This window comes from Mesorhizobium hunchu (assembly GCF_040081975.1).
Taxonomy (GTDB): Bacteria; Pseudomonadota; Alphaproteobacteria; order Rhizobiales; family Rhizobiaceae; genus Mesorhizobium; species Mesorhizobium hunchu.
The window spans coordinates 323,770-346,140 of sequence record NZ_JBEBMG010000004.1 but is presented as its reverse complement, the minus strand read 5'-3'; the positions used below and the strand labels follow the sequence as shown (position 1 = coordinate 346,140).

Genomic DNA, 22,371 nt, shown 5'->3' with positions numbered 1-22,371 from the left:
GACAGTTGTCAGCCCGCGTCAGGCCCTTCCCGGATGAACACCTTGGCCTCCTTCGCGGCGGCCGTGAATGCTTTGCGAGCTGCGGCCACGACCTTGCGCTCTTCCATGACGTCCATCATGGCTTGAAGCGCAGCGCGATGCTTCGGACCCCGTTTGCCGGGCCATTTATGAAGGAGGAAGTCCGCCGCCTGCGCGGTGCGGGTGACCGTGAGGAAGCGGCCGTTCTGCGCCGTTTCGACCGTGACCGGGATATCGAAGTTCTCATCACGCATGACACACTCGCTACGAACCTGATTCGAACGGCCCTGCCTTCGAATCGTTCCCTGTTTGCATTCGCGCCGCGGGGGTGCTTCCATAGGCTAGGCTGGGGGCAGCCAGGGAGGCTCACATGCAAGTGCATCAACGCGGCCTCGATCTGATGATGAATGTCCAGGACGCGATCGACTACGTCGATATTCTGTCGAAAGAGGATACCCTGCGGCTCCTACGGGAGGTCAATATCGTGCTCAGCCAGTTGCTGGAGCAGGATATACCGGCGTCTGGCGTACCCGATGGGCAGCCAGAAGTTTATGCCTGGAAAAAGCAATAAGGCCCGCCAGCCTTTCGGCCAGCGGGCGCTCCTATTGCTGGTATCTGATCAGGGAGATCAGGAGCCGCGAAGCAGTCGCCAGATGTCATGCCAGTAGGCGGTGATGAAGGAGGCGACGGCCGCGGCGGCCATACCGGTGACGCCAAGAGCGCCGAGCCCCATGAGTTTCCATCGCGTTACCTCGGCCGTCACCTGCTTTACCTCTGTCATATCGTCGGTGAGCGTCTTGACGGCGTTCTCGGTTTTCCCGATGCGTTCCGACATCTCGTCGGCCTTTGCGTAGATCTTCGCGCGGCTTTGCGCCGAGCGCTGTTCCGACTGCTCGTAGGATAGGGCCGCCCGCGCATCCGATTCCTTGATGTCGCGCCGGATCTCGGTGATGTCCCGCTGCATGCTCTGCGTCGCCTCGAGGAGGCCGCCGATCATCATCTCGAGGCTCTTGTATGAAGATGCAGCCATCGGCCCGCGCCCCTATTTCTGTGGTGCTATTTGAGTTCTGCCCGGCGCGCGGCGCTGGCCTTGGTATGCCGATCACATGCCGATGAGCTGTAGACGTCGGCGGCGCAGCCCCGCGCCATGTTGCGATCGATCTTCGTCTGGTCGGAGAGCGTCTTGCCTTGCGCGCCGGCGAGATCGTCGCCGAGTACCGACTTAAGGCCTGAGACACTTCTGACGCCGGAAGTCCCACACGCCTGAAGCGGCAACGCAATCATCGAAAGAGCGAGCAGCGTTGAAAGCCTTGTCGGTCGCATCCTGGTTGTCCTTGTCGATGCGGGCGCGCTCTTCGACGACACCCTGATGCTTGATGTATTCGTAGCCGCCCCACACGCCACCGAGGGCGACGGCAATGGCGACCATGATGGCGATGACCTGTGCAACGGCCGGCGAGATGCCGAGCATGCGTGCGATAGCGGCGATGATGATGGCGGTCATCGCCGCGCCCCCGTCTGAAACGCCTCGACGCCCTTCTGTTCGCCGTGGCGGGCAACGAGGTAGAGCCCACCGGCAACGATCGCGATCAGCAGTAGCCAGAACCAGCCAGGCACATCACCGGCCGCGTCCTTGACCGGTTGGATGTAGCCGGCCGCGGAACCTAGATTGCCCACGATGCCGTCGAAGAACGAACCGACCAGCGCGGCGATGCCGGTGAAGGACGCCCCGATCTTGGTCATCCAGTTCGTCTTGACCTCGGGCACCTTGTCGCGAACGACCTCGGGCGCGGCATCCGAGCGCTCCGGTGCGATCTGGCGCGGCTTGGCCTTCTGGAGCGCCAGCAGCAGGGCATCGTCGATCTTGTCGCCCTCGGGCAAGCCGTTCTCGGCGCGGAAGGCGCGGATCGCGGTCGCCGTCATCGTGCCGATCTTTCCGTCGACAGCGCCGACCTCGGTGTAGCCGAGATCCTTGAGCTGCTGCTGGACGCGCGTCACCATGTCCTTATCGCTCGGCGCGGCCGGTGCAGGCACCTTCGCCTCGACGAGAACAGGCTTCTGCGCCGGTGCGGCAACAGTACCCTCAGCAGCCTTCGCCTTGTCGAGCATCGCCTCGACGGCCTCAGGCTTCACCAGAGATTTGTTGAGACCGTCGCCGGCATAGTAGCTCTGCCCACGCGCCACCTGACGCTTCTGGCCCTTCGTGGTGGCAAGGACTGGGAAAGAAGCCCATTCCTGTGCCAGAGCCTTGCCGAACACTGTGCGGCTGAGCGAACCGGAGAGGAACTTGTCAAAGCCCCTTTCCTTCAGAAGCTGGTAGCCGAGACGATCCTGCATGGCGGCGTCGAGCGGTTCCTTGCCGGTCAGGCCCAGAACCTTCTTCAGGCGGATGAGCGTCGCGCGCATGAACTGCAACTTGCCGGCCGCCGATGATCCGAACCGCTTGGTCCAGCTCGGGCCGGCCGCGATGACCTCGTCTATGGTCATCTTGGTCAGCGGCTTCGGCAGCTTCGCCTGGTTGTTGCCATAGATCGTGTCGCAGCCATGCGGGGCCTCGATCGATCCGATGAAGTCGAGCAGCATCGCCGCACCGGCAGGCACGTTCGTCATGGTCATATTCCTTCGGTTGTGGTGAGGTGGCCGCTATGGCCTCAGACGATCAGTTCGACCCACATCAGCACGGCAGGCGTGGCTTCTGGCGCGGCGTGATCTGGACGCTCGTTATCGTCGCGGTGGCGTGGTGGTTCTGGCGCTGATCAGGTGGAAGGCCACAGCGCGTCATCCGTCACGTCCGCCGGCAGCGGGTCCATCGCCTTGATCGCCCATGAGGCCGTGATGATGGCCTCGACCACTCCGGCGGCGCGTTGAACCAGCTCCAACACCTGTGGCGGTGTCAGATCATGATCAACGTTGTCGGCGTCGCGGAACGTGGTCATGGTCGTGGTGTCGCCGGCCGACACGCGGGCCAGTGCGGCGAGACCGAGACCCTGCAGGTTGCGCACGTCGACGTCGCGGCCCTGAACGGGGATCGCGCCCGCGGCGGTGACCGTCACGGTGGCGCCGGCGGCGATCCTGCGCTCGCGCTCGGCGTTGACATCTTCGTTGCTGGCGACCGGCACGCGAAGGCCGTAGGGTCGCAGAACATCCGAAAGCTCGGCCTCGCTGGCAATGCGTGTGAGACCTGCACCGTCCGGCAACGTCTCGATATAGGCGCCCGCCGCGCTCGACCAGTAACGGCTGTCGTCGTCGCCGATCTGCCAGAACCAGGCGAACGGGTCGTAAGGGGTATCGCTCATAGATACTGGCCTCCAGTTCCCGTCGTGCCGGCGACATCGCCGGGGAAGAAGCTCGCGCCACCGCCACCGGTATTAATGATCGAGCCTTCGGTCACGGAGTAGCGCTTGCCGGTTGCCGCTCCACTGAACGCCGCGCCACCAGTGATGACGTAAGCCTCGCGCGTTGCGATGGCGAAGACCCACGAGAAGGCGGGCGTTCCTGTCACCGTGATCGTGCCGCCGAAAAACTGAATGACGCCTGCGACCGCAGACACGTACGCCGACAGGTTTCCGGTGATCGACTGGCCTATTGGATTAATATAGAGCTTCGCGCCTTGGGCGGTGACTTGGTAGAAGCCGGCGAACCCGCCCGTGCTCCCGCCGGCAGCCTCGATGTTGATCGCCGTGACAATCGCCGGCGCGTTCACACTGATGCCAGAGTAGCCGGACCCAGCGGGCTTTACCTTGAACCCATTCACCGTCACGCTTGCGGTCAGCGGGGTGTTTACCGCGATGAAGTTACCGGTCAGGTTCATGTAGCAATTGCCAGGGGTGCTGGCATTGCCCTGGATCGTGATGGCGCTTCCACCAACTGGCGCGGCAGTGATGTTGAGCCCGCCCGTATACGTGCCATCGGCGACCTGAATGGTGACGCTGAAGAGCGACATGTCGAGCGCTGCGACGACGTTCCATGCCTTCTGAAGTGTCAGAAATGCGCCTCCGGCCGTGTTGGCGAGGCCGTTGTTGCTGTCGCTGCCGTCAGTGCGGACATAGTAAGTCCGGTTGGCCGTCAGCACCTCGCGAACGCCAAGCGATAGCTGCGCCGCCGCGGCATTGGCGGCCGCGAACAGAGCCTTGCCGAGCGCGGTGCCCCCGAGCGTCGTAAGAACAGCATCTTGGCTGCCATCATCCAGCAGCGTACGAGCAAAGGCGGTCAGGTCGGTCAGTCCGAACGTCGTTGCGCCCGTCAGGTATGGCAGCTTGTTTGCCGCGCCCGTCTGCCCCGCCAGCGATGCGAGTTTTCCATCAGCCAGAAGCTCCACCAGCGCCCGTGCCGCCGCGGTATAGCGGGACCCGTCAGGCTGGAAGCGGATGCGCATGGGCTGGGCGGCCCCTGCCGCGCCAGCGGGGCAGTTCTGGACCAGCGTGCCGGCGTTCTCGCCTGTGATCGAGGCGATGACCAGCACCATGCCCTTGGCCGGGAGCAGGATTTCGTCGCCGGCCCGGATGCCGGCCGATTGCAGCGCCGCCCCGGTGGAGGTGAAGTTGGCCGATCCGCTGGTTAGCGTAATCGTGCCTGAGGTGTAATCGTTTTGGACTGCCATGCTATTTCGCCTTTGCCTTGCCGGTCTCGGCCAGCCTCGCCTCGACGGCTTCCTTCACCTTCTCCTCAAGCGAAGTGCGCATGTCCTCGACCTGTTGGGCGAGCGCCAAGGCGCGGCCCTGCCAGTAGGAGAGAAGGTGCTTTTGCTGGAGAGCGGCCTCGCGGTCGATCACCGCCGGCGACACCGCCGCGGGTTGGGTCTTCTTCATCGTTTCCACCAGATGATTTTTACGGTGCCGCCCGAATTGGCCATGGTTGAACCCGTTGACCTGTTGCCTGCCTTGATTTTGTAGACCGTATCGATGGCGGCGCCCTCATCGATCATGAAGCCCGAAATGGTGGTGCCGCGTATTTCTTTCAGCACGGTCTCAACGCCGTTTACGTCCCGAACAAGTTGGGCTGTGACGTATACCGCGGTGCCGCCGCCACCCGCTCCGGTGAGGCTGTAATCAATGAGCACGAAGGACGGATTGGGATTTGGGCAATCGAGGGACGCGATAGTGTTCATCACGCCGACGGCGCCTATGCCCACATCTGTGTAGATACTCATCGAGTCGTTAGCGATGATGGTGTCCTTGCCGATCAGGTCCGTGACCAGTGTCCCGTTCTGAAGAACCTCGGCAGCATCCAGCTTGTCGGCGATGATATTTGCGGCGGTCAGATTTTTGATGCGGCCATTGTCAATGAAGGTCGTGCCGCTTGCGAATAGCGCGGCGACTACATCGTCAGCGACCACCGCTACCTGGTCTGCATCAAGGATGATGCGCGCTTCATCAGCCGTGGACACCAGGAAAAGCCCGGCTGACCGGAACGAGCCGCCAGAGTTGACGCGCGTTTCCAGTCCGATGATAGAATCCCAGCCGGTGCTTGGCGTGTACCCCGTGCCCATGCGGAATGTCGCGCCGGCCGATACATCGCCGTAGCTGGCCTGAAGGGCCGTGATGGCCGAGGCGTTGGCTGTGATGTCGTCGCCAAGGCTCGTCACCGTCGTCCCGAGCGAACTCACAGCATCGGCCGTGGCTTCCAAACCCGTCACCGGATCGTTGACGGAGTTCTGCAATGCCGTAATGGCGTCGCCCTGCGAGGTGATGGTCCCACCCTGAGTGGAGACGGTGCTCGACAGCGCTGAGACTGTCGAGGCGTCTGCCTTGCCGGCTACCGTCGTGGTCAGTGAGGTGATCGCATCGGCGTTGGAGACGATGTCGCCTTCTGCCGTTGTGACGCGAGCATCGAGCGCCGAAAGCGCCTCGGCCGACGCCAAGTCCGGTATCTCTGCTTCCAACGTCGTGATGCGCTGCGACAATGCCGATCCCGGCCCCGTCGCAACCGTGATCGCGTCGGTATAGGCGGCTGTGATGCCGTCGCCCTCCGACCGAAGCTCGGTACGCAACTGCTGCTTGTCGGAGAAGTTCGACAGTTCCTGGTTGGCCGCCCATGCCGACACAGCGCGCAGCTCGTCGAGCACGTCACGGACGGCGTTGCCGGTCCATTCGTGGAGGTCGGCCAAATCAGCAGCCAAGTCCTCGGTCGCCACACCGATGTCGTCATAAGGGACATCGATGTTCACGGCGAGAGGAGCCGATGGCAGCGTGTATTTGCCGCCTTCGATCAGCCCGCGAACCGTGAAAGACCACGATCCCGATTGGACGTTATCGAACTCGGCAACGCGGTCATCCGCGCCGACGGTCTCCTTGATGATACCACCGTCACTCGTCCCAACGACCTCGAACGAAGTGTATTGCGGCCCAAGCACCGCCTGCCAGTAGACGCGAACGACATAGGTGCTGCCGGTCTGACCAGACTGAACAAAGCCCTCTGCGTGAAGGCCGAATGGCGTAAGGCTGGAAAGCGGAGGTATCGGTGTAACCGTACCACCGGGGATATCAGTTTCGCTGTCGCCCGCTTGAACGTTTGGACCATCATCAACCAGGTCGAGTTCCGCCGACAGATCATCCCCCGGCCTGATGCGCAGGATCCGGTAGATGCCTGTCTCGTGGTCACGCTCGCCGAAGGAGTAGAGGTCGCCGACCTCGGGCGCGGTCCCAACGATGGTGATGACAGACTGTTCTCCCGCGGCAGTCGTGACATTGCGCACGACCGATGTGCCGTCTGCGAGCCGGAAACGGATGCCGTAGAACTTGCCCTCCTCCATGACGGCCGGCTCATCGAGCGTGATCTGCTGGCCGGAGACGGCCTTAACCCTGCCCGAACAAAGGCCCTGCCGGATAACGTCATGTTGCACGGCGACCCGATCAGCACGCTGCGAAACCAGATGCTCGAAATCTACCGTCACGGTGTAGACGGCTGGGCGCTCCCTCGCGTCCGCTATCCGATAGAGAGCTTGCTTGTAGACCTGCTCGGCCGATGTGACTCCCGGAAACTCCGCCTGCTCGTAGAGAGTGGCATTGTCCTTCGTATAGCCTTCATCGAAGACAAGGATTTCGTCCTCGATATAGTCTTTGTCTGCATTGACGAACTTGCAACGCAAGCCATGCGGGAGCGTTCGATATGTCTGGGTCCAGCGGAAATCACGGCTATTGCGCGGCGTGAAATGCTGCATGACAGGAGCATCGTCCTGCTCCCATGCCACGGACCACTTGCCATCCTTGAAAACCGCCGTCGCCCGACCAGCAGCCGCGATATCCGCCAATGTATCGCGCACCGACGCGGTGAAGTCGCGGTACATGTCAAAGGTGAAGCCTTTCGATGTGCAGCGCTCGGCAAAGGCGGCAAAGGTGGAGAGATCAAGACGGCTATCGGGGACAGCGCGCGCATTAGCAGGGCCTTGCAGCACCAACCGCATGAGATCGGCCGGATTGCGCGTCTCCTGCGCATCAACCCATGAAGTACCGTCCCACGACTTGCCTACCGAGGTAACCAGTCCGTTCAGGGTATCCACAACGCCGTTCAACTGCTTGGTGGCACGGATGCGCATGGCGGTGATTGCCAGAGGCTTGCCAAACGAAATAGGCGGGTTGTCGGTTCGGAAACTCTTGATCGCCGTCCATGTTACGTCGTCCAGAACCTTGGTGCTGTCGCTGTTTGCGGTCAGGCGGGTGACGCGGATGTCATATTCGCCTTTCGTCACCGGGTAGCGAAACGACCGACGCAGCGCCTTGCTGGTCTTCGCAGAGAAACTGACCGTTCCTTTGTTGGTCCATGTGCCTGCCCCGGCCGGCGACATCTCAATCTTGAACTGGACCGTACGACTGTCGATGTTTCCCTTCTTGTCAAATTTGCCGATGCCCGTTGGGGCCACGAAATCGAGCACGATCTCATCGGCGTCTTCCGCAGATGTTCGAACCACTGGGTCGTTGTAGGGAGGATCGACAGAGATATCGTCTTGCACGACCTCGGACGGGTAGATCGTCTGCTGCCCGTCGTCGGCATAGCCTTCGAAAGTCTCGATCTCGACATCATCGAACTCGTCGATCGAAGTGTCTCCGATTTTGATGTCTTCGATCTTCATGGGGCCGTAACCCCAGACAAACAGCAGGCGAAGATACTGATCGTCACCATCGAATTCGGTATAGGGAAGCGCCGCGTATTTCGGCATCGCCCTGATCTTGCCGAGAACAACCGGGATCGCACCCCACTTGGATGCACCGTTCTTGCCGGCCGAAATGGAATATGATTGGCTTTCCGTGATCGACTTGGTTTGGGTGGGCGGGAACAGCGCGTTCAGCAGCAGGCTGCCACCAACCAGGATAGCGCCACCAATAATCCCGGCTGCTAGTTGGGCTCCGAATGTTCCTGCCGCGAGACCAAGACCCCAACCGGCCGTTGCTATGAGCCCGCCAGCCCAAGGGGCCAAGACAGCAAGGCCGATCATCAGGATCGTCTTGAAGATGTTTCCGAGGCTTTTCCCAGCACGAGCACGCACTACAACGTGAGCACCAGGCTTCACCCTTACGCCGCGCCAGAATTCTTCATGAATGACATGGCCGCTGATCGAAACGTTAGCGCCCGATGCGAGCCGAGAGACGCAGCAGCGCTTGCCGACCTCGCGGATGATCTCGGCGACCGACAGGCCAGCCGGCAGGATCAGCAGTTCGGCGTTCGGCTTGAGCGGATGAACGGCAGCGGTGACCGTGATGATATCTGCCGGGCTAAGGATTTCGCCAGAGAGCGGCGCGCGGACAATAGCGTTCATCGTGCAGCCTCCCTGTGACGATAGATTCCCTCGACACGGCGCGACCATCGGCCTGTGTCGTATGCTTCGATGCAACTGGTCTGGTTTTCCGGCATGTGCAGCATGAGGCCGCGGCGGACTATGACGCCGACATGCCATGGCGCCTGTCGGATCAGGATGGCATCCAGCGGACGCTCTGTCCCGGCAACAACTGGAAGCCAGTCAGAGAGACCCGTGCCGATAAGGTCGGAGATCGCCCCATCTGAGGTGTCCGCATAGCCGTTCGAATGGTCTGGCAGACAGATGCCAAGCGCATCGGCATAAACCAGCCGCAACAGCCCCCAGCAATCGCATCCATGGGGCGTGCGTCCGCGATCCTGCCAAGGCAGGCCGACAAAGCGGTTCAGGTCGATCATGCTATGTCGTGGCCCACAGCCCGCCGAATGTGCTGGGCGTGAAATTGTCGGCCGGGTACGGCTCGGATGCCATCGTGTCCACGGTCAACGACAGGACCGCCGACCCCGCATCGACATCGGCCGATGCCAACTCGAAGTCGGGAAACTCGATCTCGACGTCATCGGGCGCGCTGGCGAGCACCACCTCGATCGTGATCTGCGCCGGGGTGACCGTCGATTGCAGCAGCGGCGTGATCTCTCGCGACACGTTGTCGAGCGTGATCTGGATGACGTTGGAGGCGTCGTCCCCCTCTTCCGGCAGCGACACGCTCATCGGGTAGAAGTAGAAATCGTTGCCGCGGCTCATCGTGCCGCGAAGCTGGTTCTCCTCGTCGAGCAGATCCTTGTTGTCCGAAGACAGCCGCCAGACGGTTTCAAGGTCCGGATGAGTGATGGTGAGCAAGAGAACCGGAAGTTCGTCGGTCTCCTGGCTGAACATCGCCTCTTTGAAGGTCGCCGAGACTGTTCTCATGGCAGGACCACCAATTCGAGTTTCACCGACCATCCCAGCGCCATACGGCCCCACGACGGGACGTTCTGGCCAAACTGCACCGTCCATGTCCCCGCTTCGTCTTGGGCGGGGAATGTGAACGGCAGCGAACCGCCACCGGTCGTTTCCTCGAAGAAGGTGCGAAACGCGGCGAGTTGCATATCGGTCATGAACATTGAGCCGGAGAGAGGACGGGCCACGGCCGAGAAACGACGCCGCAGTTTCGCAATACCTGAATCCGTCGTGCTCCGGATGCGCCCATCACCTTCGCCGGATTGGTAGCCATCCGACATGAAGGTTTGCGGCAGCGTGGAAGGCCAAGCGATCATTGTTCACCGTTGAGTATTGACCTTCGCCTTCGCGGCTAAGTAGCGTGCGCGCAGTGGAGGGCCTGTCATGAATTTCAGAAATATCTTGCCAGTGGCATTGCCGCTTCTTCTCGCCGGCTGCGCCGGTTCGGCAGCAAGTCTTGAGGCACAGACCGATGCCGTTACACTGAATGCGTCGGGCGACTACCGATCAGTGTACGAGCGGTTGGCGACGACCGCGAAGCGGTGTTGGGACGCCACTGGCATGTATCAATCCGGGGAGGTTGAAGATGATATCTACCCTTCCCTGGGTTACGGTACGATCAGCGTCGTCGTTAACAACATGGGGAGCCGAACATTCGAGCTGACTGCGAAAATCGAAGACGCCGGAGAAAGCTCCAAGATTTCCGTTCACAGCAACCACCGAACCTATAAGAAGGACTTTCTCCGCTGGGCGTCTGGCGATTTGACTTGCTCCTAACGCCGCACCACCTGATTGGACAAGCCATACATACCGCGCAGGTTGCGGTTGGTCTGAGCAGAAGGCCGCGTCACCTCGTCCTGGATTTTCTTCTCCATCATCACCTCGAGAACCCTTGTCCCGTCGGCGTCGGTGCGCTGGCTGACCGTGGCGTCCGCAGGTTCGCCGTAGTTGTTGACCTCAACCTTAAGGGCGCCTCCTTGGCCGGACGACATCACGCCGAGCTGCCCTTGGCTATTTCTCCGAAGAGGGAGGATGCCTTCGGCGCCAGCTTCGCCCATCAGGCCCATCCCCTTTGCGAAGGGGAAGATTGTCGGCTTGGTCACGATCTGGTTCGAATAGGCGCTGATGCCCGGACCAGAGAACACATTTCCCTTGGCCGACGCCACGCGCAACCCTGCCCACGGATCGCCTGTCAGGTATGACGTCAGACTCGTGTTAGCCGTGAAACCGCCGCCGAAAGCGCCAATGAGACCCTGAAGCAGGCTATTGATCATCTGGTTCATCGCCATCTGGATCAGTTCCTTCGCGATGTCGCTGAGTACCGATGAAGCGGCGTCTCCGAGCGCATCGAGGGCGTTCTCACCGTTCATGATCCCGTCAACGAACGTGCTGGCGAAATCGTCGGCGTAATCCTTCGCCTGTTTCAACTGCTCATTGAAGCGGATCATTCCGGCAATGGGAGATTCGAAGTCTACCTCCAGCCCCGCACTCCGCATGGTCTCGGCGATGGTCTGGTCGATCGGAGACCGGAACATCTGCGCCCGATCGAAAAGCAAATCCTGGGTCAGCTTCGCCTTCTTCGTGGCGTCCTCAAGCTTCGCCATCGCCTCGGCGCGGTCGTGCAACTCCTGCTTCTGCTTCTCGCCTACGGTGCGGCCGCGATCGGTCGCCTTGGCGAGAAGGTCCTGATAATTCCTAAGTGAGTCGGCCTCGACCCCGACTTTGCCCATGAGGTCGAGTTCGGTCTGCATCTGCTTGATGCGGTCGTCGGCATTCTTCAGGATATCTCGATACGGGTTTGGCGCACGCGCGGCCTTTGCCAGCGCTTTGTCCCGGCGAGCATAGAAATCTTCGACTGACGGGCGGGCCTCAGGCGTCGGCGCGGTTGCCGGCAGGTTCAATTCGTACGGGTTCGGCGTGCCGCGCCCGTTGTCATAGCGCCGGCCGTTGGGAGAACCGCCCACAGCCGCATATGCCTGAGCGAGCGCATTGGACGCCCCGACCGCCTGCACGATGATTCCCTTCAGCCCTTCGATGATGCCGGCGAAGCTGGGGTTCGCGGCTTCCAGTTTGGCAATATCAAGCAGGATCGTGTCGAGAGGCTCTTTACCGTCCTTCGCCTTGTCAAAAATGTCTTGAAGCGCCTTGTGCAGCGGACCGGAATCTACGGCCGCAATCTTCAGATTGAACTCGTTGACGATGTCCGTAAGGTCCGTGACCTTCTGCGACGTGTTCGGCAGTTCGGCAGCCGTGTCGCCGGCAACCTTCAAAAGGCCGAGCAGAATGTCGCGGGTTTTATTCAGGTTGGCCGGATCAGTCTTGGCGATATTGGCGATCTTCTCACCGATGGAGACAATATCCGGATTGGCTTTCTTCGCCTCCTTCGCCAAGTCATCCAGCGCTGCGCTGAACGGCTCAAATTGAGACTTCAGAACGCGCTGGAGCGCGCCTTGATTGCCGCCACCGGCTCCAATCTGCTTGTAGACTTCGCTGAAAATATCGTTGATCTGCCTGGCAAGCAGATTGCGGGTCTCTTTCGCCGGACCTTCGTTGAGGGCGTTTACAGCCTGGGACCCGAGAGAAGCGTACTTCTTCCGCTTTTCGTTCGCCTCATCATAGGCATCGCCTAGACGACGGATGTTCGCCTCATGCTCCTTCAGGATTTCATCCAGCGATCTGATCTGCGAGCCGCCAAGGGCCTTGTAGGCCACGAATGCCGCACCAGCAGCACCGATGCCCGCCGTCACCAGAGGGAAGCGGGTGATCAGACTAAGCAAGCTGCTGCGGATTAACTCAAGGGAGCCGCGCAAGCCACCGGGGCCGGACTGGAGAGCATCGATCACCTGCCCCGTCTGGCTGAAGAAAACCTGCTGCGCCGACGCGCCGAGCAGGAACATCGTCGCAACGTCGTTGCCCTGCCGGGACAGGTTCAAGAACATTTGGGTGGTCTGCTTGCCCAGCTTGTTCGTCTGCCCGAGATTGTCGTTGAACGGCTTCGGGTTCGGGAGTTTTGGTGCTCCCCGTCCGAGCTTCTCGATGGCAGCGTTGGTCTGCTCAACGGTCGCAATCAGCTTCTGGAACGAAGCATTACTCTGCCCCGCCTCAGCTACCAACTTATCGAGCGAAGAGTTTGCCTGTGTCACGGCGGCGCTGATCTTGGCCATATCCGCATTGGCCTTGGCGGACGCGCGTCCAAGCTTTTCAGCCGCCGCCTCTGCCTTTCCACTCGCAGCGGAAAAGGCGTCGAGGTCGGCCTTGGCACCTTTCGCCTGAGAACTGTCTATCCTCAGCCCAAGATCAGCAACGCTCATGGATTTTCCTCGCGACGTGCGATACCTTCCGCGCCCTCAGGAGGTGCGGGGATGGATAATTGGTTGAAAGGTTTGGTCGCGGCCGCTTGCATCGTGATCATCGCGGGCGGCGGCTTTCTCGCTTGGTCAAAGTGGGTCGTTTACCAGGCTGAATTGGCGAGAGTCGCTGCGGCCAAGGCAGAGATTGAAGCCCAGAGAGCCAACGAAATAGCTGCTGCCGAACGGCAAGCGCAGAAAGAAAAGTGCGCCGACACCGTGTTTGAATTTGGCCAGAAAGTTAGAGGCATGCACGTTGACGAGGCCACAATCCCGGACGAAGCCAAAAAGGCCGACCAATGCCTACTAGACTTCCCGGAAATAGCTACAAGCTCACGGATTACCGGCCTTGGGACTTTCTGGGCTCAAGCGCGGTTGGATAAGTTACAGGTATCCGAATGAAAGGGCGGCACTAGACCGCCCCGTCCTTCTTATCCGGTAGCTGCGGCGCGATCTGATCTCGCCGCGCATAGATGGCCGGGTGCACCTCGCAAATGTCGCCCGACACGCCAACGCTGCGCACCGCGACCAGAACCCCTTTTTGCAGTAGGGCATTTCCGGTACTGAGCGTATGGACCTGAAATCGGCGCGGGGCCTGTTTGGATAGGAGCGACTTCAGAACAGCCGCTTCCTCCGGGTAGAGGGAAGCGATGTTTCTTAGCGCGTCCTGCTCCTCCATCTCTTTGTATTGCCGCTCGGATCGCTTCGACTTGACGGCCGCAATTATCTGCCGGCCACCCTCCACGATTATCAGGCTGACGCAGGCGAGAAACGCAAGGTTAAGCCACGGCAGAACCGGCGTGGCGAGGTCAATTCCCATCCGCCTTGCTCCAATAGCCAACCCGAAGAAAACAGCGCCAAGCACCGCATAGAACAACGCGCGTTCCGATATCGCGCGAATAAGCCCGCCCCAGTCCATGATCCCCTCCCATGACCCGGGAAGGGATAAAAGCACCAGCGGGAACCAGAGTCACGCCCTAGGCCGCTCCTCGCTTCCCCATCATCCCCGGCCCGAAGGCCGGCAATTCCTCCGGCTTCTTCTCCCCACCGAAGATTGCGGCAAGCATGTCGCTCCGCCCCTCATAACCGATCTGGATGGCGAGGCAGTCCGACCGCATCGCCTTGTCCAAATCCCAGCCAAGCCAGCCCATAGCGATTTTCACGAGCCCGTCGGCATAGTCCGGCAGGCTCACGAGCGAGAAGGGTCTGCATTCTCCTTCTCGCCGTCATCGTCCGCCAGCGGCTTGCCACCGTTGAGCAGGATCATGACGAACGCAGTGAGCGGCGGGACCAGTTCGATGATGTTGGTCTTCGCTACCTTCTGGGTCATGTCGCGCGCGTCCTTGCCATCGACCCCGGCGCCAGCAACGATCGTTCCGCTGATGGCGTCGAAGTTGAACCGGCTGATGGCATCCAGGAGCGGCTTGAAGCCGTCATAGGCGCGCGACAGGGTGATGATCGCGTCTGGGCTGGGAATAAGGGTGACTGGCTCGCCGTCGACCTCGATGTCAATGCGAGCCTTCTTCACGTCGGCGGCTGATGCTTTGGCCATGTCCTATCCTCACGCCGCCGGATCGATGAATTCGCCGTAGCTGTTGCTCACCCCGAAGCTGCGCTTGGCGACGTTGTTGGGACCGGTACCGTTGACGCGCGACCAGCTCATCACCGGGCCGCGGATATAGGACACATCGCCGTTCGCCCACTCGAACTTGATGTTGTATTCGGACTGGTTGGTCGCGGCGGCGGCCGCCTTGACAGCAGATTGGCCGAGATCAGCCGGGACATCTGCGCATGTGATCGTGGCCACGCCGCCATCCGTCGAACCCTTGAGGTGGCGGGTGCGGGCGTCGCCAAGAGCCGTAAAGGCCACGTCCGAAGCGGTGTCGCCGAAATCCGAGATCGTTTCGGTCTCGGCGATCAGCTTGTATGTGTCTGCCTCGAAGTCCTCGATGATATCTGCGGCTGCGCCGGTGAAATCGACGGCCGCCGACGTGCCGATCGACACTTTCGTGCCGGCCAAGGTGTAGAGTGCCATAACGGCCTCCTTTCAAGTTTTCAAGGATGCCCTGAGCCGCAGGGCGCGGATGGACTCTCCCGCCCAGCCCTGCTTTCATGGGCTGGGGAACGGGAGGGGATGATGAGTTTCGAAGTCGCAGTCTGTTATGTCGACAATGCCGGACGTCGCACGGCCGACCGGATCAATGGCCAGCCATGCATTGAAATCGGTATCGCTTGGGACAGCGAGGCTGGCGAAGCCCGCATCCTGCACCCTCGTTCTGTCGAAACAGTAGTTGGCCTCATCGACACCGGGGCGCAGGGCATCCTCGCGGATGAGGCTCTCATTTCACGCCACAGAATGCCTTGGACAAGAGAAATGAATAGCCGAACCGGAAACGCCAACAGCCGTACGCGCGGCCATGTTTGTCAACTTCACTTTCCCAAACACGATTGGACTACCCGACAGGAGGTATTCTCCTCTCCGCTCCGGGCGCAAGGAAACCCCTACGATCTGCTATTGGGCCGCGTCTTCTTGCAATCTTGCGAATTCGAGTGGACCTCTGGCGGCATTTCGTCCGTTCGCTTTGTGACCCCGACAGATCCACTGAAAGATGCGTCATGAGCGCTCATCGTGTCACCAATTGCATTTGACAGGAGCGAAACGGCTTCGGCACTGGCCTTCATCCCCACGCCTCCAAACCCACCGTCACCGGCACCTGCATGAACACGTCCCCGGCCATTGGTGCGGCGACATGCGGGGCTGCGGTGACACGGCAGGTGACCTCGCCGAAGTTCATGCGGGTATCGGCGGCAAAGTGCGTTGCGATCTGCCCCGCCACCTGCGTTGCTTGCTTCCCGGTCCATGACTTCGGCGCCATGAAGTCGAGTTGCAGAAGCGACAGGCGCTGGTGCGGATCGCCAGATCCGATGAACATCCTGTTCGTGCTGTTCGGTATCCACGCCGCTCGGATGTAAGGCGTGTTCGCATTCGGCGTGTAGGCTGGCCCATCGAACCAAACCGGGGGGTATGTCTCGGCCATTGGCAGGGAGGCTACCCTTGCCGCCACAGCTTCACGCATGGCAGTTTCAATTGTCGCGGCTGTCATGCTACCTATTCCCTCGAATGAAGCCGCCGCTCACCAATCGCGAGGTCTATGACCTCCTGCATCAAGCCTTGCTCCTGTTCCGCAGGAAGCGCGCTGATAGCGATGAAGGGCAAGGCGCGATAGATGCGGCCCACGCCAAGCTGGAAGCGCTACAGCGCGGCCTATTGACCGTAGAGGACTACCGCGAGCGCACCGGCGACCGCGACTAGGAGAACGCCAGTTTCGCCGAGAGGCGCTGCGCGTTCCGGTTCACGATGTTGGCCCAATCCTGCGCGGCTCGCCTGACAAAGGCCCTTGGCTGCTGGCGATAGACCCTGCCGAGCTCATCGACGCCATCGAATCCATACTCCAACCTGGCGGCATAGGCGGCGGTGTAGCCGAGGTACAAGACCGACCCGAAGCTGCCGTTGACGATCTCGGCGCTGATCTCCGATTTCGGATAGGTCGCCCCCTTGGCCGGCTTCTTGGCTGGGTCGACCGGCGGCATCATTGCCGTGGAGGCCAGAAGCGAGTTGGTGAGGAAGCCTGTCTTGACCGGCGCATAGCTCTGCGCGGTCTCGACCAGTTCATCCACCGAATCCCGATAAATGGCTTCAATCGCGCCCTCGACCTCATTGACCCATTCGTTCACGGTCGCGGCGAAGCTACTGGACACCGGCCAACCTCCGCTTACGGATCAGTGCATCGATTGCATTAAACCGATATTCTGTCCTGCAACGACAGAAGATCGTGTGCTTGGCCGGCGCGTCGGGATCGTGCGGATAGCGCATCAGCGTGCCGTCCGGCATCTGGAACTGTTCCTCGAACCCCACCGACTTTCCGTCCATTGCGATATGCTGGAGGCGCGGATGTTCTTCGGCTGGGTGATGCCAGACCTTCGTCACGTCCTGCGATTCAGCCTTACCGGCGTCGATCTGTTGCTGCATGGCGTCGTGCCGTGACTTCGCCAGCGCATTCATGGTCTCGTTCAGGCCCACGGCCTCGCCGCGAAGCTTGAGCAATCCATCCGAGTAGCGGCCAACCACCCTGTCGATGAACTCCTTCGGTAACGGCTTGCCGTCCTTGATCGCTTTCAGGATGGTCTTGTCGAACCTCTTGTCGCGGCGGCCGCGCTTCAAATACGCCTTCATCATCGCGGGGTCGCCACTTTCGAGTTGCTGGCGAGCGCCGGGCGGTTCGACATCCGGGTTGAGGCGATACCGTGGATTGTCCACGTAATCGGACTGCTGCGAAGTCAGGCCGAGAATGCCGCCCTCGCGCTTGCCCGTCACGCGGTTGACCTTGCCGATGACCTGTAGCGCCGTCTGCGTCGGGTTTTGGCCCTTAGCCAACCCTTCGGCCATCGACTCCCCGATAGCCTGCTTGATATCCTCCGTAGCCGCTGTGACGAAGGCGGCGCTATGGCGGCGCAATTCTGCCTCGCCGGGCGTGTTCCTGACACCGAAATGCCAGACCACACGGTTGCCGCTCGGGTCCGACATCTTGGGCAGATTGGCCACAAAAGCCTGCCCGCCTCCGTTGTAAGCGTTCACAATCGCCAGTTCGAACTTGGCGAAGGCGTCATGGTCAAGGTTCATCGCGGCCACCGCGCCTTGAACGTCGCCCTTCTCCAGCAAATTGACCACGACGCGCAGAACGATGGAACTGCGAATGTCATCGACGGCGGCCAAGAATGCCTGCGTGATATCCGGTTCGAACTTGGCGAGAAGCTCCTCGATCTCGCGGCGAGTGGATGCTCGGCTCATACGGCCACCACAGCCTTCCAAACCGCCACAGTCCCCGCCGATGGCGTCGGCTTCAAACTGGTGATTGCGCGCTCCCTACCGTCGATAACGAGCGTGTCCGTAATCACCGGCACCGTGTCAGGCACGGCAAACGTCACGATATCGACCGTGGCGACGATCAGGACGCCGTTCTCATAGCGCTGGTCGACACGTTTGACGGCCGCCTTCAGCGGCCATGTCTGGCTGGTCTCCGTCGGCGGGTCCCACTCGTTCTCGCCCGGGGTCGTGGTGGTGCGCTTGAGCGACACAACGCCCTGCCCAAGGCCGTCCTCCGTGTCAGGCAGGAGCAAGTCCTGCACCATATCGCCCATTTCCTCGTAGAAGCCGGCCACGTCACACCCTCAGCAGATCGACCGACGCGCTGGCCGGCACTAGGATGCAGCGCAAGGCGTCTTCCACCGCCATCAGGACCGGCCGCATCGCATCAGGTGACATCGATGCGCCCTCCGACGCCGAGAAGAATTCCCGTTCGATCGTGTCGACCTTCTGCCGCTTCACCACCCTGCCTGGCGTTACTGTCGGCGACGACGATCCCGGCCGCACCAGTTCGGCCAAGGCAAGCTCGTAGGCCGCGTTCTCGATCTGGACGGGGATTTCATCGTCTGGAATGTCTTCGTCGGCACAGGCGTCCCATGCGCCCGTTCTGGGCCATGCCAAGGCCTGCGCCCTGCCCCCCGTCTTATAGCCGGGGAACTGGCTGCCATACTGGCCATCCAGAGCACCAGAGGCGCGGACAAGGGCGGCAGTGCGCTGCGCATCAGTGACGCCATCAGCGGACCAGGCAGCATTGCCGCGATCAGCATGGTATGTCGTTGCCGCAGCGAGCACGCCGTAGAAATCGGCCATGGATCATGCCTCGTCTTTGCCGTCCATGACGGCGGTCGGATACCGAACCGACAGGATGCTGATTGCCGTGCCGAGCGGATAGCGAGTGCCGTCCGAACCGTCCCAGCCGGTGCCGATCACGTTGTTTTCGCGAACCGTGGCATAGGCCAAGCCGCGCAGGTTTCCGCTCTTGGCATCGGCGAGCAACCATTCGAGGGTGGAAACAAGATCGTCATTCGCCTCGCCGGGTAGGACGGTCTTGCCGAATTTGACGACATTGCTCATCAGTCGAGTTCTTCCAGCATCTTGGTTTCGGCGCGCATGACCTCAAGCACTGCTTCCTTGGTCATGTGGGTGAGCATGAGCGAGATGGCGCATTCGAGATACGTGATAGAGGATCGGCATAGCCATTCAGCCGTCGCGTCCTCGGCCATCTCATCCAGGCGCTTGTCGGCCATGGTCAGGCCGCCGCGATCTTCTCGCGAAGGGTCTTGGCGTCCCATCCATTGAAGGGTTTCCTGCCGAGCTTGGCTTCGTACTCGGCGCGGGCTTCGGCCAGGTCTGCCTTGGCAGCATCGTCGCCGGCGCCGCCGTCCTTCTTGGGCTTGTCCGTGGCCGGGCCAATCGGCTTCGCATCCTTCGGCGCAAAGGCGATACTCGCCTCTCCCGTCACAGCGCCGGCCCCGCCGGTTATGCTGCCGTTGTCCTCGGAGGCTTTCGCTTGGAATTGAGTGCGGCTGGCGTTGATGCCTGCCGTCTTCATCGTCGTCGGCTTGCCAGTCTTCGGATGGACGTAGGTCCGTTCCATACTGGAAACGTTTCCAGTATCCCCGGCGTGAGCCTTCCTGATCTTGGCGACGAAAGGATGCGAGACGTGACAGCGCTTGGCGATGTCGCGGTCAGTCCAAGTCGACCACTCGGCATCGTCGAGCAAGCGCATGACGGCGCGCTTCTTATCCTCATCGGACCGAGCCAGACCATGCTTGGCATTGGCGCCGACGCTCCACAGGATCGCATCGCGCAAGCCGCCCGGCAGAACTCGGCAGGACAGCGCCTTGATGCCCGCCTGCTGTGCGGCATAGTGGCGATGGAAACCGTCGGCGAGCCAGTTCACTTCGCCATCGAAGAACACGACCAACGACGGAAACTTGTCCCCCGCCTTCATGGCTTCGGCGTATTCCGCCGTGCGTTCAGTATTCAGGCTTTCGCGCGGCTGAGCGGATTGGTCGAGGCGGATGGCCTGGAGATCGATCGAGCGATACTCGCCGGTCGAAATAGCCTCCGGCGTCCCCTCGCCTTTCGGCTTGATCTGGCGGGCGAGGCTCATGCCGACCTCCGTCCGCGCTTGCCGCGCTTCTTGGCCTTCGCGGCCATGAACTTCGCCTTGCCGTTCAGCCAGCGGGAAGCGGCGTCGTGATCGCGGTATTCGGCTTCATCGCGGATCGAGAGAGACCGCTTCGAGGACAGGCCGGCGTTGCGCCAGTTCATGCGGGTGCTCATGCCGGCACCTTGCGGGCGCTGATATGAGTGATGTTCGTCGGGCCGTCGCCGGATGGCGCGCCACCAGTCTGGATATGCAGGACGCCGCGCTCGAAGTGTTCGAGGACGATGGCGTAGCGCTTGCTGACAGCCTCGGCCTGCTTCTCCGACATGCCGCCGTTCTTGAGGAACTGGCTCAGGACGCTCGCCACGAAGTGAAGCGCCTTGTCGTCCCGGTCCATGACCGAGATCATCCACTTCATCACGTCGCCGGCGTCGGCGTTGGAAGATGGCGGAGAAAGGTCAAAGAGGGCGAGAGACTTGATCACGCGGCTTCTCCCTCTTTCGAACGGAGGAAGGCCAGTCGCGTCTCGTGCATCTCGCTGGCGGTAACTGCGCCCTCGGTAATTTCCTCGATCTTGGCGATTACATCGGCATCGGGTCGGCTGCGGCCAGTTTCCCAGCGCCAGACCGTTCCGGGGCCGGCCTTCTCATCGAGGCCCAGCTCTTCCGCAAGGCGCTGGGTGTTCCAGCCCTTCCCTTCGCGCCAATCTTTGAGGGTGAGAGACATGCGTCGGCTCCGTTGGTCGAAGCCTGTATATCGCAGTTTATGCGATACGGTCAATGCCGATTATCACATTTCCTGCGATACGCATTTTTTGCGATGCTTGCTATCGGTATCCGCATGAAAAATCGGGTGAAAGAACTGCGCGAGGCGAAGGGCTGGACCCAAGCCGATCTAGGCGATGCGATCGGTGTCCAGTGGCAGACGATCAGCCGGATCGAGAATAGCCACACCCGCATTATGCCGAAGCGGGAAATCCCGCTGGCGGAAGCTCTAGGTGTCGAGCCCGACGATCTTTACCGAGATCCCGATGCTTCTGACGAACCGGGGAGCACGGAGGTCCCAATCATGGGCTACCTTGGCGCCGGCGCGGAGGTAGAACCGGACTACGAACAAGTTCCGCCGGAAGGATTGGACCAGGTCCTTCTCCCCTTCCCTGTTCCTGACGACATGGTTGCATTCACCGTGAGCGGCATTTCCATGATGCCGGTATTCAAGCCGGGAACGGTGATCGTCGTTTATCGCGAGCAGAAGAAGCCTATCGAGGCGTTCTACGGCTTGGAGGCCGCGGTGCGCACCGCCGAAGGGCGCCGCTTCATCAAGACAATCACGCGCGGGGCGAAGCCCGGCAAGGTTAACCTGACATCATGGAATGACCCAGCGCCGATAGAGGATCAGACATTAGAATGGATCGGTGAAATCTTCGCCGTTCTGCCGCCGGCTGCGCTGCGCAAGATCGATCGACAGGGCGGCATTCAAGGCCAGTTGGGATTAAAGACGGCGTAGCTCTGGGGAGGGCTTGGGGATGGAAGGACGCAATTTTCGGGCAAGCCATAGGCCACATAGTCCGACCATGATCGCGCGCTATAAACCATAGTCGCACGGGAGCATCAGCAATGAAACATGCTGACAACATCATTGGGGCTTTTGACGAAGCCAGCGTTGCGAGGCTTACTGGTCTCTCGCTGACGCAACTTCGTTACTGGGACAATACTGGCTTTTTCAAGCCATCATACGCCCAAGAGAACCGGCGTGCCCCTTTTAGCAGGGTGTACTCGTTCATCGACGTGGCCGGCCTGCGGACGCTGAGCATTCTTCGCCGTATCCATAAAGTTCCGCTCCAACATCTTCGCCGGGTGGCTGAGCGCCTGAGCCATATGGACCAGTCTCTTTGGGCAAAGCAGAAACTGTACGTGCTCCAACGCGAAGTCTACTTCACTGAACCCGAGACCGGCCAGCACCGCGGTGTTGTTTCCGGCCAGTATGCCTGCATCGAACTGAAGGCGATTGTCGATGACGTGACGGCCGATGTGAAGGCACTCAGAGAACGGCCGAACGACACAGTTGGCAAAATTGAAAAGCGCCGAAATGTGTCTGGCAGCGAGCCGATCATTGCGGGAACGCGAATCCGGGTATCGACCGTCCTCGCCTTCCATCGCGAGGGATATACCGTCGACCAGATCATACAGGAGTTCCCGACGCTCAAACGGGAGGACGTGGAAGCGGCGATCCGGCATGGGGACCGGAAAGCCGCCTAAGCACTATTGGGGGCATAGTGATA

34 protein-coding genes are annotated in these 22,371 nt (G+C 60.9%); 7 read left to right on the top strand and 27 right to left on the bottom strand.

Annotated elements, in window-relative coordinates; all coding sequences use genetic code 11:
- Nucleotides 1-8: 8 nt before the first annotated feature.
- On the bottom strand, nt 9-272 hold the full coding sequence (locus tag ABMA46_RS10285) for a DUF982 domain-containing protein (protein WP_348999242.1): 264 nt from the start codon (nt 270-272) through the stop codon (nt 9-11).
- Nucleotides 273-388: 116 nt separating this feature from the next.
- On the opposite strand from ABMA46_RS10285, the gene ABMA46_RS10280 reads away from it, so the two are divergent.
- Nucleotides 389-589 (top strand): hypothetical protein, encoded by a 201-nt coding sequence (locus ABMA46_RS10280; RefSeq protein ID WP_348999241.1) that lies wholly within the window; start codon nt 389-391, stop codon nt 587-589.
- Nucleotides 590-646: 57 nt separating this feature from the next.
- Here the strand turns inward: ABMA46_RS10280 and ABMA46_RS10275 are convergent, their stop codons facing one another.
- The 10 genes from ABMA46_RS10275 to ABMA46_RS10230 all read right to left on the bottom strand — a co-directional run bounded on the left by ABMA46_RS10275 (nt 647) and on the right by ABMA46_RS10230 (nt 10,023).
- Complete coding sequence (locus tag ABMA46_RS10275; RefSeq protein WP_348999240.1) at nt 647-1,048, bottom strand: DUF1515 family protein; 402 nt, start codon at nt 1,046-1,048, stop codon at nt 647-649.
- 192 nt (nt 1,049-1,240) lie between these two features.
- Complete coding sequence (locus tag ABMA46_RS10270; protein WP_348999239.1) at nt 1,241-1,522, bottom strand: hypothetical protein; 282 nt, start codon at nt 1,520-1,522, stop codon at nt 1,241-1,243.
- Nucleotides 1,519-2,628 carry a peptidoglycan-binding protein gene (locus ABMA46_RS10265; protein WP_348999238.1) on the bottom strand — a complete coding sequence of 370 codons (1,110 nt, stop codon included), beginning with the start codon at nt 2,626-2,628 and terminating at the stop codon, nt 1,519-1,521. The genes ABMA46_RS10270 and ABMA46_RS10265 overlap by 4 nt, the downstream gene beginning before the upstream one ends.
- Nucleotides 2,629-2,774: 146 nt before the next feature.
- Nucleotides 2,775-3,314, bottom strand: coding sequence for a DUF4376 domain-containing protein (locus ABMA46_RS10260; RefSeq protein WP_348999237.1), 540 nt, complete (start codon nt 3,312-3,314; stop codon nt 2,775-2,777).
- Nucleotides 3,311-4,618, bottom strand: coding sequence for a hypothetical protein (locus tag ABMA46_RS10255; protein WP_348999236.1), 1,308 nt, complete (start codon nt 4,616-4,618; stop codon nt 3,311-3,313). The genes ABMA46_RS10260 and ABMA46_RS10255 overlap by 4 nt, the downstream gene beginning before the upstream one ends.
- Nucleotide 4,619: 1 nt before the next feature.
- Entirely contained in the window at nt 4,620-4,826 is a 207-nt protein-coding gene (locus tag ABMA46_RS10250; protein ID WP_348999235.1) for a hypothetical protein, read from the bottom strand.
- A complete protein-coding gene (locus ABMA46_RS10245) occupies nt 4,823-8,770 on the bottom strand; it encodes a host specificity factor TipJ family phage tail protein (RefSeq protein ID WP_348999234.1) in 3,948 nt (1,315 codons plus the stop codon). Before ABMA46_RS10245 ends, ABMA46_RS10250 begins: the two co-directional genes overlap by 4 nt.
- Complete coding sequence (locus tag ABMA46_RS10240) at nt 8,767-9,165, bottom strand: NlpC/P60 family protein (RefSeq protein WP_348999233.1); 399 nt, start codon at nt 9,163-9,165, stop codon at nt 8,767-8,769. Before ABMA46_RS10240 ends, ABMA46_RS10245 begins: the two co-directional genes overlap by 4 nt.
- Nucleotide 9,166: 1 nt before the next feature.
- On the bottom strand, nt 9,167-9,676 hold the full coding sequence (locus ABMA46_RS10235) for a DUF1833 family protein (RefSeq protein WP_348999232.1): 510 nt from the start codon (nt 9,674-9,676) through the stop codon (nt 9,167-9,169).
- Nucleotides 9,673-10,023 (bottom strand): hypothetical protein, encoded by a 351-nt coding sequence (locus tag ABMA46_RS10230; protein ID WP_348999231.1) that lies wholly within the window; start codon nt 10,021-10,023, stop codon nt 9,673-9,675. Before ABMA46_RS10230 ends, ABMA46_RS10235 begins: the two co-directional genes overlap by 4 nt.
- Nucleotides 10,024-10,090: 67 nt before the next feature.
- Between ABMA46_RS10230 and ABMA46_RS10225 the strand changes: the two genes are divergently transcribed.
- On the top strand, nt 10,091-10,483 hold the full coding sequence (locus ABMA46_RS10225; protein ID WP_348999230.1) for a hypothetical protein: 393 nt from the start codon (nt 10,091-10,093) through the stop codon (nt 10,481-10,483).
- Here ABMA46_RS10225 and ABMA46_RS10220 read toward each other — a convergent pair.
- Nucleotides 10,480-13,017, bottom strand: coding sequence for a phage tail length tape measure family protein (locus tag ABMA46_RS10220; RefSeq protein ID WP_348999229.1), 2,538 nt, complete (start codon nt 13,015-13,017; stop codon nt 10,480-10,482). The two genes, ABMA46_RS10225 and ABMA46_RS10220, sit on opposite strands and share 4 nt — an antisense overlap.
- Before the next feature lie 51 nt (nt 13,018-13,068).
- On the opposite strand from ABMA46_RS10220, the gene ABMA46_RS10215 reads away from it, so the two are divergent.
- Complete coding sequence (locus tag ABMA46_RS10215; RefSeq protein WP_348999228.1) at nt 13,069-13,455, top strand: hypothetical protein; 387 nt, start codon at nt 13,069-13,071, stop codon at nt 13,453-13,455.
- A 10-nt stretch (nt 13,456-13,465) separates the two neighbouring features.
- On the opposite strand, the gene ABMA46_RS10210 is transcribed toward ABMA46_RS10215, so the two are convergent.
- The 4 genes from ABMA46_RS10210 to ABMA46_RS10195 are packed head-to-tail and all read right to left on the bottom strand — an operon-like array spanning nt 13,466 to nt 15,088.
- Complete coding sequence (locus ABMA46_RS10210; RefSeq protein ID WP_348999227.1) at nt 13,466-13,972, bottom strand: hypothetical protein; 507 nt, start codon at nt 13,970-13,972, stop codon at nt 13,466-13,468.
- Between the two features lie 58 nt (nt 13,973-14,030).
- Complete coding sequence (locus tag ABMA46_RS10205) at nt 14,031-14,246, bottom strand: hypothetical protein (protein WP_348999226.1); 216 nt, start codon at nt 14,244-14,246, stop codon at nt 14,031-14,033.
- Complete coding sequence (locus ABMA46_RS10200; protein ID WP_348999225.1) at nt 14,243-14,605, bottom strand: hypothetical protein; 363 nt, start codon at nt 14,603-14,605, stop codon at nt 14,243-14,245. The genes ABMA46_RS10205 and ABMA46_RS10200 overlap by 4 nt, the downstream gene beginning before the upstream one ends.
- Nucleotides 14,606-14,614: 9 nt before the next feature.
- On the bottom strand, nt 14,615-15,088 hold the full coding sequence (locus ABMA46_RS10195; RefSeq protein WP_348999224.1) for a hypothetical protein: 474 nt from the start codon (nt 15,086-15,088) through the stop codon (nt 14,615-14,617).
- A gap of 102 nt (nt 15,089-15,190) precedes the next feature.
- Between ABMA46_RS10195 and ABMA46_RS10190 the strand changes: the two genes are divergently transcribed.
- Nucleotides 15,191-15,673 carry a retropepsin-like aspartic protease gene (locus ABMA46_RS10190; RefSeq protein ID WP_348999223.1) on the top strand — a complete coding sequence of 161 codons (483 nt, stop codon included), beginning with the start codon at nt 15,191-15,193 and terminating at the stop codon, nt 15,671-15,673.
- A 58-nt stretch (nt 15,674-15,731) separates the two neighbouring features.
- Here ABMA46_RS10190 and ABMA46_RS10185 read toward each other — a convergent pair whose 3' ends face one another.
- Complete coding sequence (locus tag ABMA46_RS10185; protein WP_348999222.1) at nt 15,732-16,157, bottom strand: phage tail terminator-like protein; 426 nt, start codon at nt 16,155-16,157, stop codon at nt 15,732-15,734.
- Between the two features lie 17 nt (nt 16,158-16,174).
- Here ABMA46_RS10185 and ABMA46_RS10180 point away from each other — a divergent pair, with 17 nt between their 5' ends.
- Nucleotides 16,175-16,366 carry a hypothetical protein gene (locus ABMA46_RS10180; protein WP_348999221.1) on the top strand — a complete coding sequence of 64 codons (192 nt, stop codon included), beginning with the start codon at nt 16,175-16,177 and terminating at the stop codon, nt 16,364-16,366.
- Here ABMA46_RS10180 and ABMA46_RS10175 read toward each other — a convergent pair.
- The 10 genes from ABMA46_RS10175 to ABMA46_RS10130 form a co-directional block, all read right to left on the bottom strand.
- Nucleotides 16,363-16,788 carry an HK97 gp10 family phage protein gene (locus ABMA46_RS10175; protein ID WP_348999220.1) on the bottom strand — a complete coding sequence of 142 codons (426 nt, stop codon included), beginning with the start codon at nt 16,786-16,788 and terminating at the stop codon, nt 16,363-16,365. The two genes, ABMA46_RS10180 and ABMA46_RS10175, sit on opposite strands and share 4 nt — an antisense overlap.
- Before the next feature lie 13 nt (nt 16,789-16,801).
- Entirely contained in the window at nt 16,802-17,827 is a 1,026-nt protein-coding gene (locus ABMA46_RS10170) for a head morphogenesis protein (RefSeq protein ID WP_348999219.1), read from the bottom strand.
- 71 nt (nt 17,828-17,898) lie between these two features.
- Nucleotides 17,899-18,273 carry a hypothetical protein gene (locus ABMA46_RS10165; RefSeq protein WP_348999218.1) on the bottom strand — a complete coding sequence of 125 codons (375 nt, stop codon included), beginning with the start codon at nt 18,271-18,273 and terminating at the stop codon, nt 17,899-17,901.
- Between the two features lies 1 nt (nt 18,274).
- Entirely contained in the window at nt 18,275-18,787 is a 513-nt protein-coding gene (locus ABMA46_RS10160; protein ID WP_348999217.1) for a DnaT-like ssDNA-binding protein, read from the bottom strand.
- Between the two features lie 3 nt (nt 18,788-18,790).
- The gene (locus tag ABMA46_RS10155; RefSeq protein WP_348999216.1) at nt 18,791-19,051 is read right to left on the bottom strand and encodes a hypothetical protein; all 261 of its coding nucleotides are present in this window, start codon (nt 19,049-19,051) and stop codon (nt 18,791-18,793) included.
- On the bottom strand, nt 19,051-19,224 hold the full coding sequence (locus ABMA46_RS10150) for a hypothetical protein (RefSeq protein ID WP_348999215.1): 174 nt from the start codon (nt 19,222-19,224) through the stop codon (nt 19,051-19,053). Before ABMA46_RS10150 ends, ABMA46_RS10155 begins: the two co-directional genes overlap by 1 nt.
- 2 nt (nt 19,225-19,226) lie before the next feature.
- Complete coding sequence (locus ABMA46_RS10145; protein WP_348999214.1) at nt 19,227-20,093, bottom strand: ParB/RepB/Spo0J family partition protein; 867 nt, start codon at nt 20,091-20,093, stop codon at nt 19,227-19,229.
- A complete protein-coding gene (locus ABMA46_RS10140) occupies nt 20,090-20,266 on the bottom strand; it encodes a hypothetical protein (protein ID WP_348999213.1) in 177 nt (58 codons plus the stop codon). The genes ABMA46_RS10145 and ABMA46_RS10140 overlap by 4 nt, the downstream gene beginning before the upstream one ends.
- Entirely contained in the window at nt 20,263-20,574 is a 312-nt protein-coding gene (locus tag ABMA46_RS10135) for a hypothetical protein (RefSeq protein ID WP_348999212.1), read from the bottom strand. Before ABMA46_RS10135 ends, ABMA46_RS10140 begins: the two co-directional genes overlap by 4 nt.
- Nucleotides 20,571-20,816: a helix-turn-helix domain-containing protein gene (locus ABMA46_RS10130; RefSeq protein WP_348999211.1), complete on the bottom strand. Its 246-nt coding sequence runs from the start codon at nt 20,814-20,816 to the stop codon at nt 20,571-20,573. Before ABMA46_RS10130 ends, ABMA46_RS10135 begins: the two co-directional genes overlap by 4 nt.
- A 114-nt stretch (nt 20,817-20,930) precedes the next feature.
- On the opposite strand from ABMA46_RS10130, the gene ABMA46_RS10125 reads away from it, so the two are divergent.
- Together ABMA46_RS10125 and ABMA46_RS10120 are read left to right on the top strand one after the other, a co-directional pair.
- On the top strand, nt 20,931-21,596 hold the full coding sequence (locus ABMA46_RS10125; RefSeq protein ID WP_348999210.1) for an XRE family transcriptional regulator: 666 nt from the start codon (nt 20,931-20,933) through the stop codon (nt 21,594-21,596).
- Nucleotides 21,597-21,706: 110 nt separating this feature from the next.
- Nucleotides 21,707-22,348, top strand: coding sequence for a DUF433 domain-containing protein (locus ABMA46_RS10120; RefSeq protein WP_348999209.1), 642 nt, complete (start codon nt 21,707-21,709; stop codon nt 22,346-22,348).
- The last annotated feature ends 23 nt before the right edge of the window (nt 22,349-22,371 follow it).

Coding starts and splice junctions, on each gene's coding strand:
- ABMA46_RS10255 (WP_348999236.1), bottom strand. CDS start 4,618: ATGGCAGTCCAAAACGATTACACCTCAGGCACGATTACGCTAACCAGC.
- ABMA46_RS10140 (WP_348999213.1), bottom strand. CDS start 20,266: ATGAGCACCCGCATGAACTGGCGCAACGCCGGCCTGTCCTCGAAGCGG.
- ABMA46_RS10145 (WP_348999214.1), bottom strand. CDS start 20,093: ATGAGCCTCGCCCGCCAGATCAAGCCGAAAGGCGAGGGGACGCCGGAG.
- ABMA46_RS10185 (WP_348999222.1), bottom strand. CDS start 16,157: ATGACAGCCGCGACAATTGAAACTGCCATGCGTGAAGCTGTGGCGGCA.
- ABMA46_RS10230 (WP_348999231.1), bottom strand. CDS start 10,023: ATGATCGCTTGGCCTTCCACGCTGCCGCAAACCTTCATGTCGGATGGC.
- ABMA46_RS10250 (WP_348999235.1), bottom strand. CDS start 4,826: ATGAAGAAGACCCAACCCGCGGCGGTGTCGCCGGCGGTGATCGACCGC.
- ABMA46_RS10120 (WP_348999209.1), top strand. CDS start 21,707: ATGAAACATGCTGACAACATCATTGGGGCTTTTGACGAAGCCAGCGTT.
- ABMA46_RS10245 (WP_348999234.1), bottom strand. CDS start 8,770: ATGAACGCTATTGTCCGCGCGCCGCTCTCTGGCGAAATCCTTAGCCCG.
- ABMA46_RS10215 (WP_348999228.1), top strand. CDS start 13,069: ATGGATAATTGGTTGAAAGGTTTGGTCGCGGCCGCTTGCATCGTGATC.
- ABMA46_RS10220 (WP_348999229.1), bottom strand. CDS start 13,017: ATGAGCGTTGCTGATCTTGGGCTGAGGATAGACAGTTCTCAGGCGAAA.
- ABMA46_RS10125 (WP_348999210.1), top strand. CDS start 20,931: ATGAAAAATCGGGTGAAAGAACTGCGCGAGGCGAAGGGCTGGACCCAA.
- ABMA46_RS10260 (WP_348999237.1), bottom strand. CDS start 3,314: ATGAGCGATACCCCTTACGACCCGTTCGCCTGGTTCTGGCAGATCGGC.
- ABMA46_RS10160 (WP_348999217.1), bottom strand. CDS start 18,787: ATGGCCGATTTCTACGGCGTGCTCGCTGCGGCAACGACATACCATGCT.
- ABMA46_RS10235 (WP_348999232.1), bottom strand. CDS start 9,676: ATGAGAACAGTCTCGGCGACCTTCAAAGAGGCGATGTTCAGCCAGGAG.
- ABMA46_RS10130 (WP_348999211.1), bottom strand. CDS start 20,816: ATGTCTCTCACCCTCAAAGATTGGCGCGAAGGGAAGGGCTGGAACACC.
- ABMA46_RS10195 (WP_348999224.1), bottom strand. CDS start 15,088: ATGGCACTCTACACCTTGGCCGGCACGAAAGTGTCGATCGGCACGTCG.
- ABMA46_RS10150 (WP_348999215.1), bottom strand. CDS start 19,224: ATGGCCGACAAGCGCCTGGATGAGATGGCCGAGGACGCGACGGCTGAA.
- ABMA46_RS10225 (WP_348999230.1), top strand. CDS start 10,091: ATGAATTTCAGAAATATCTTGCCAGTGGCATTGCCGCTTCTTCTCGCC.
- ABMA46_RS10275 (WP_348999240.1), bottom strand. CDS start 1,048: ATGGCTGCATCTTCATACAAGAGCCTCGAGATGATGATCGGCGGCCTC.
- ABMA46_RS10285 (WP_348999242.1), bottom strand. CDS start 272: ATGCGTGATGAGAACTTCGATATCCCGGTCACGGTCGAAACGGCGCAG.
- ABMA46_RS10265 (WP_348999238.1), bottom strand. CDS start 2,628: ATGACGAACGTGCCTGCCGGTGCGGCGATGCTGCTCGACTTCATCGGA.
- ABMA46_RS10155 (WP_348999216.1), bottom strand. CDS start 19,051: ATGAGCAATGTCGTCAAATTCGGCAAGACCGTCCTACCCGGCGAGGCG.
- ABMA46_RS10270 (WP_348999239.1), bottom strand. CDS start 1,522: ATGACCGCCATCATCATCGCCGCTATCGCACGCATGCTCGGCATCTCG.
- ABMA46_RS10190 (WP_348999223.1), top strand. CDS start 15,191: ATGAGTTTCGAAGTCGCAGTCTGTTATGTCGACAATGCCGGACGTCGC.
- ABMA46_RS10240 (WP_348999233.1), bottom strand. CDS start 9,165: ATGATCGACCTGAACCGCTTTGTCGGCCTGCCTTGGCAGGATCGCGGA.
- ABMA46_RS10180 (WP_348999221.1), top strand. CDS start 16,175: ATGAAGCCGCCGCTCACCAATCGCGAGGTCTATGACCTCCTGCATCAA.
- ABMA46_RS10210 (WP_348999227.1), bottom strand. CDS start 13,972: ATGGACTGGGGCGGGCTTATTCGCGCGATATCGGAACGCGCGTTGTTC.
- ABMA46_RS10200 (WP_348999225.1), bottom strand. CDS start 14,605: ATGGCCAAAGCATCAGCCGCCGACGTGAAGAAGGCTCGCATTGACATC.
- ABMA46_RS10280 (WP_348999241.1), top strand. CDS start 389: ATGCAAGTGCATCAACGCGGCCTCGATCTGATGATGAATGTCCAGGAC.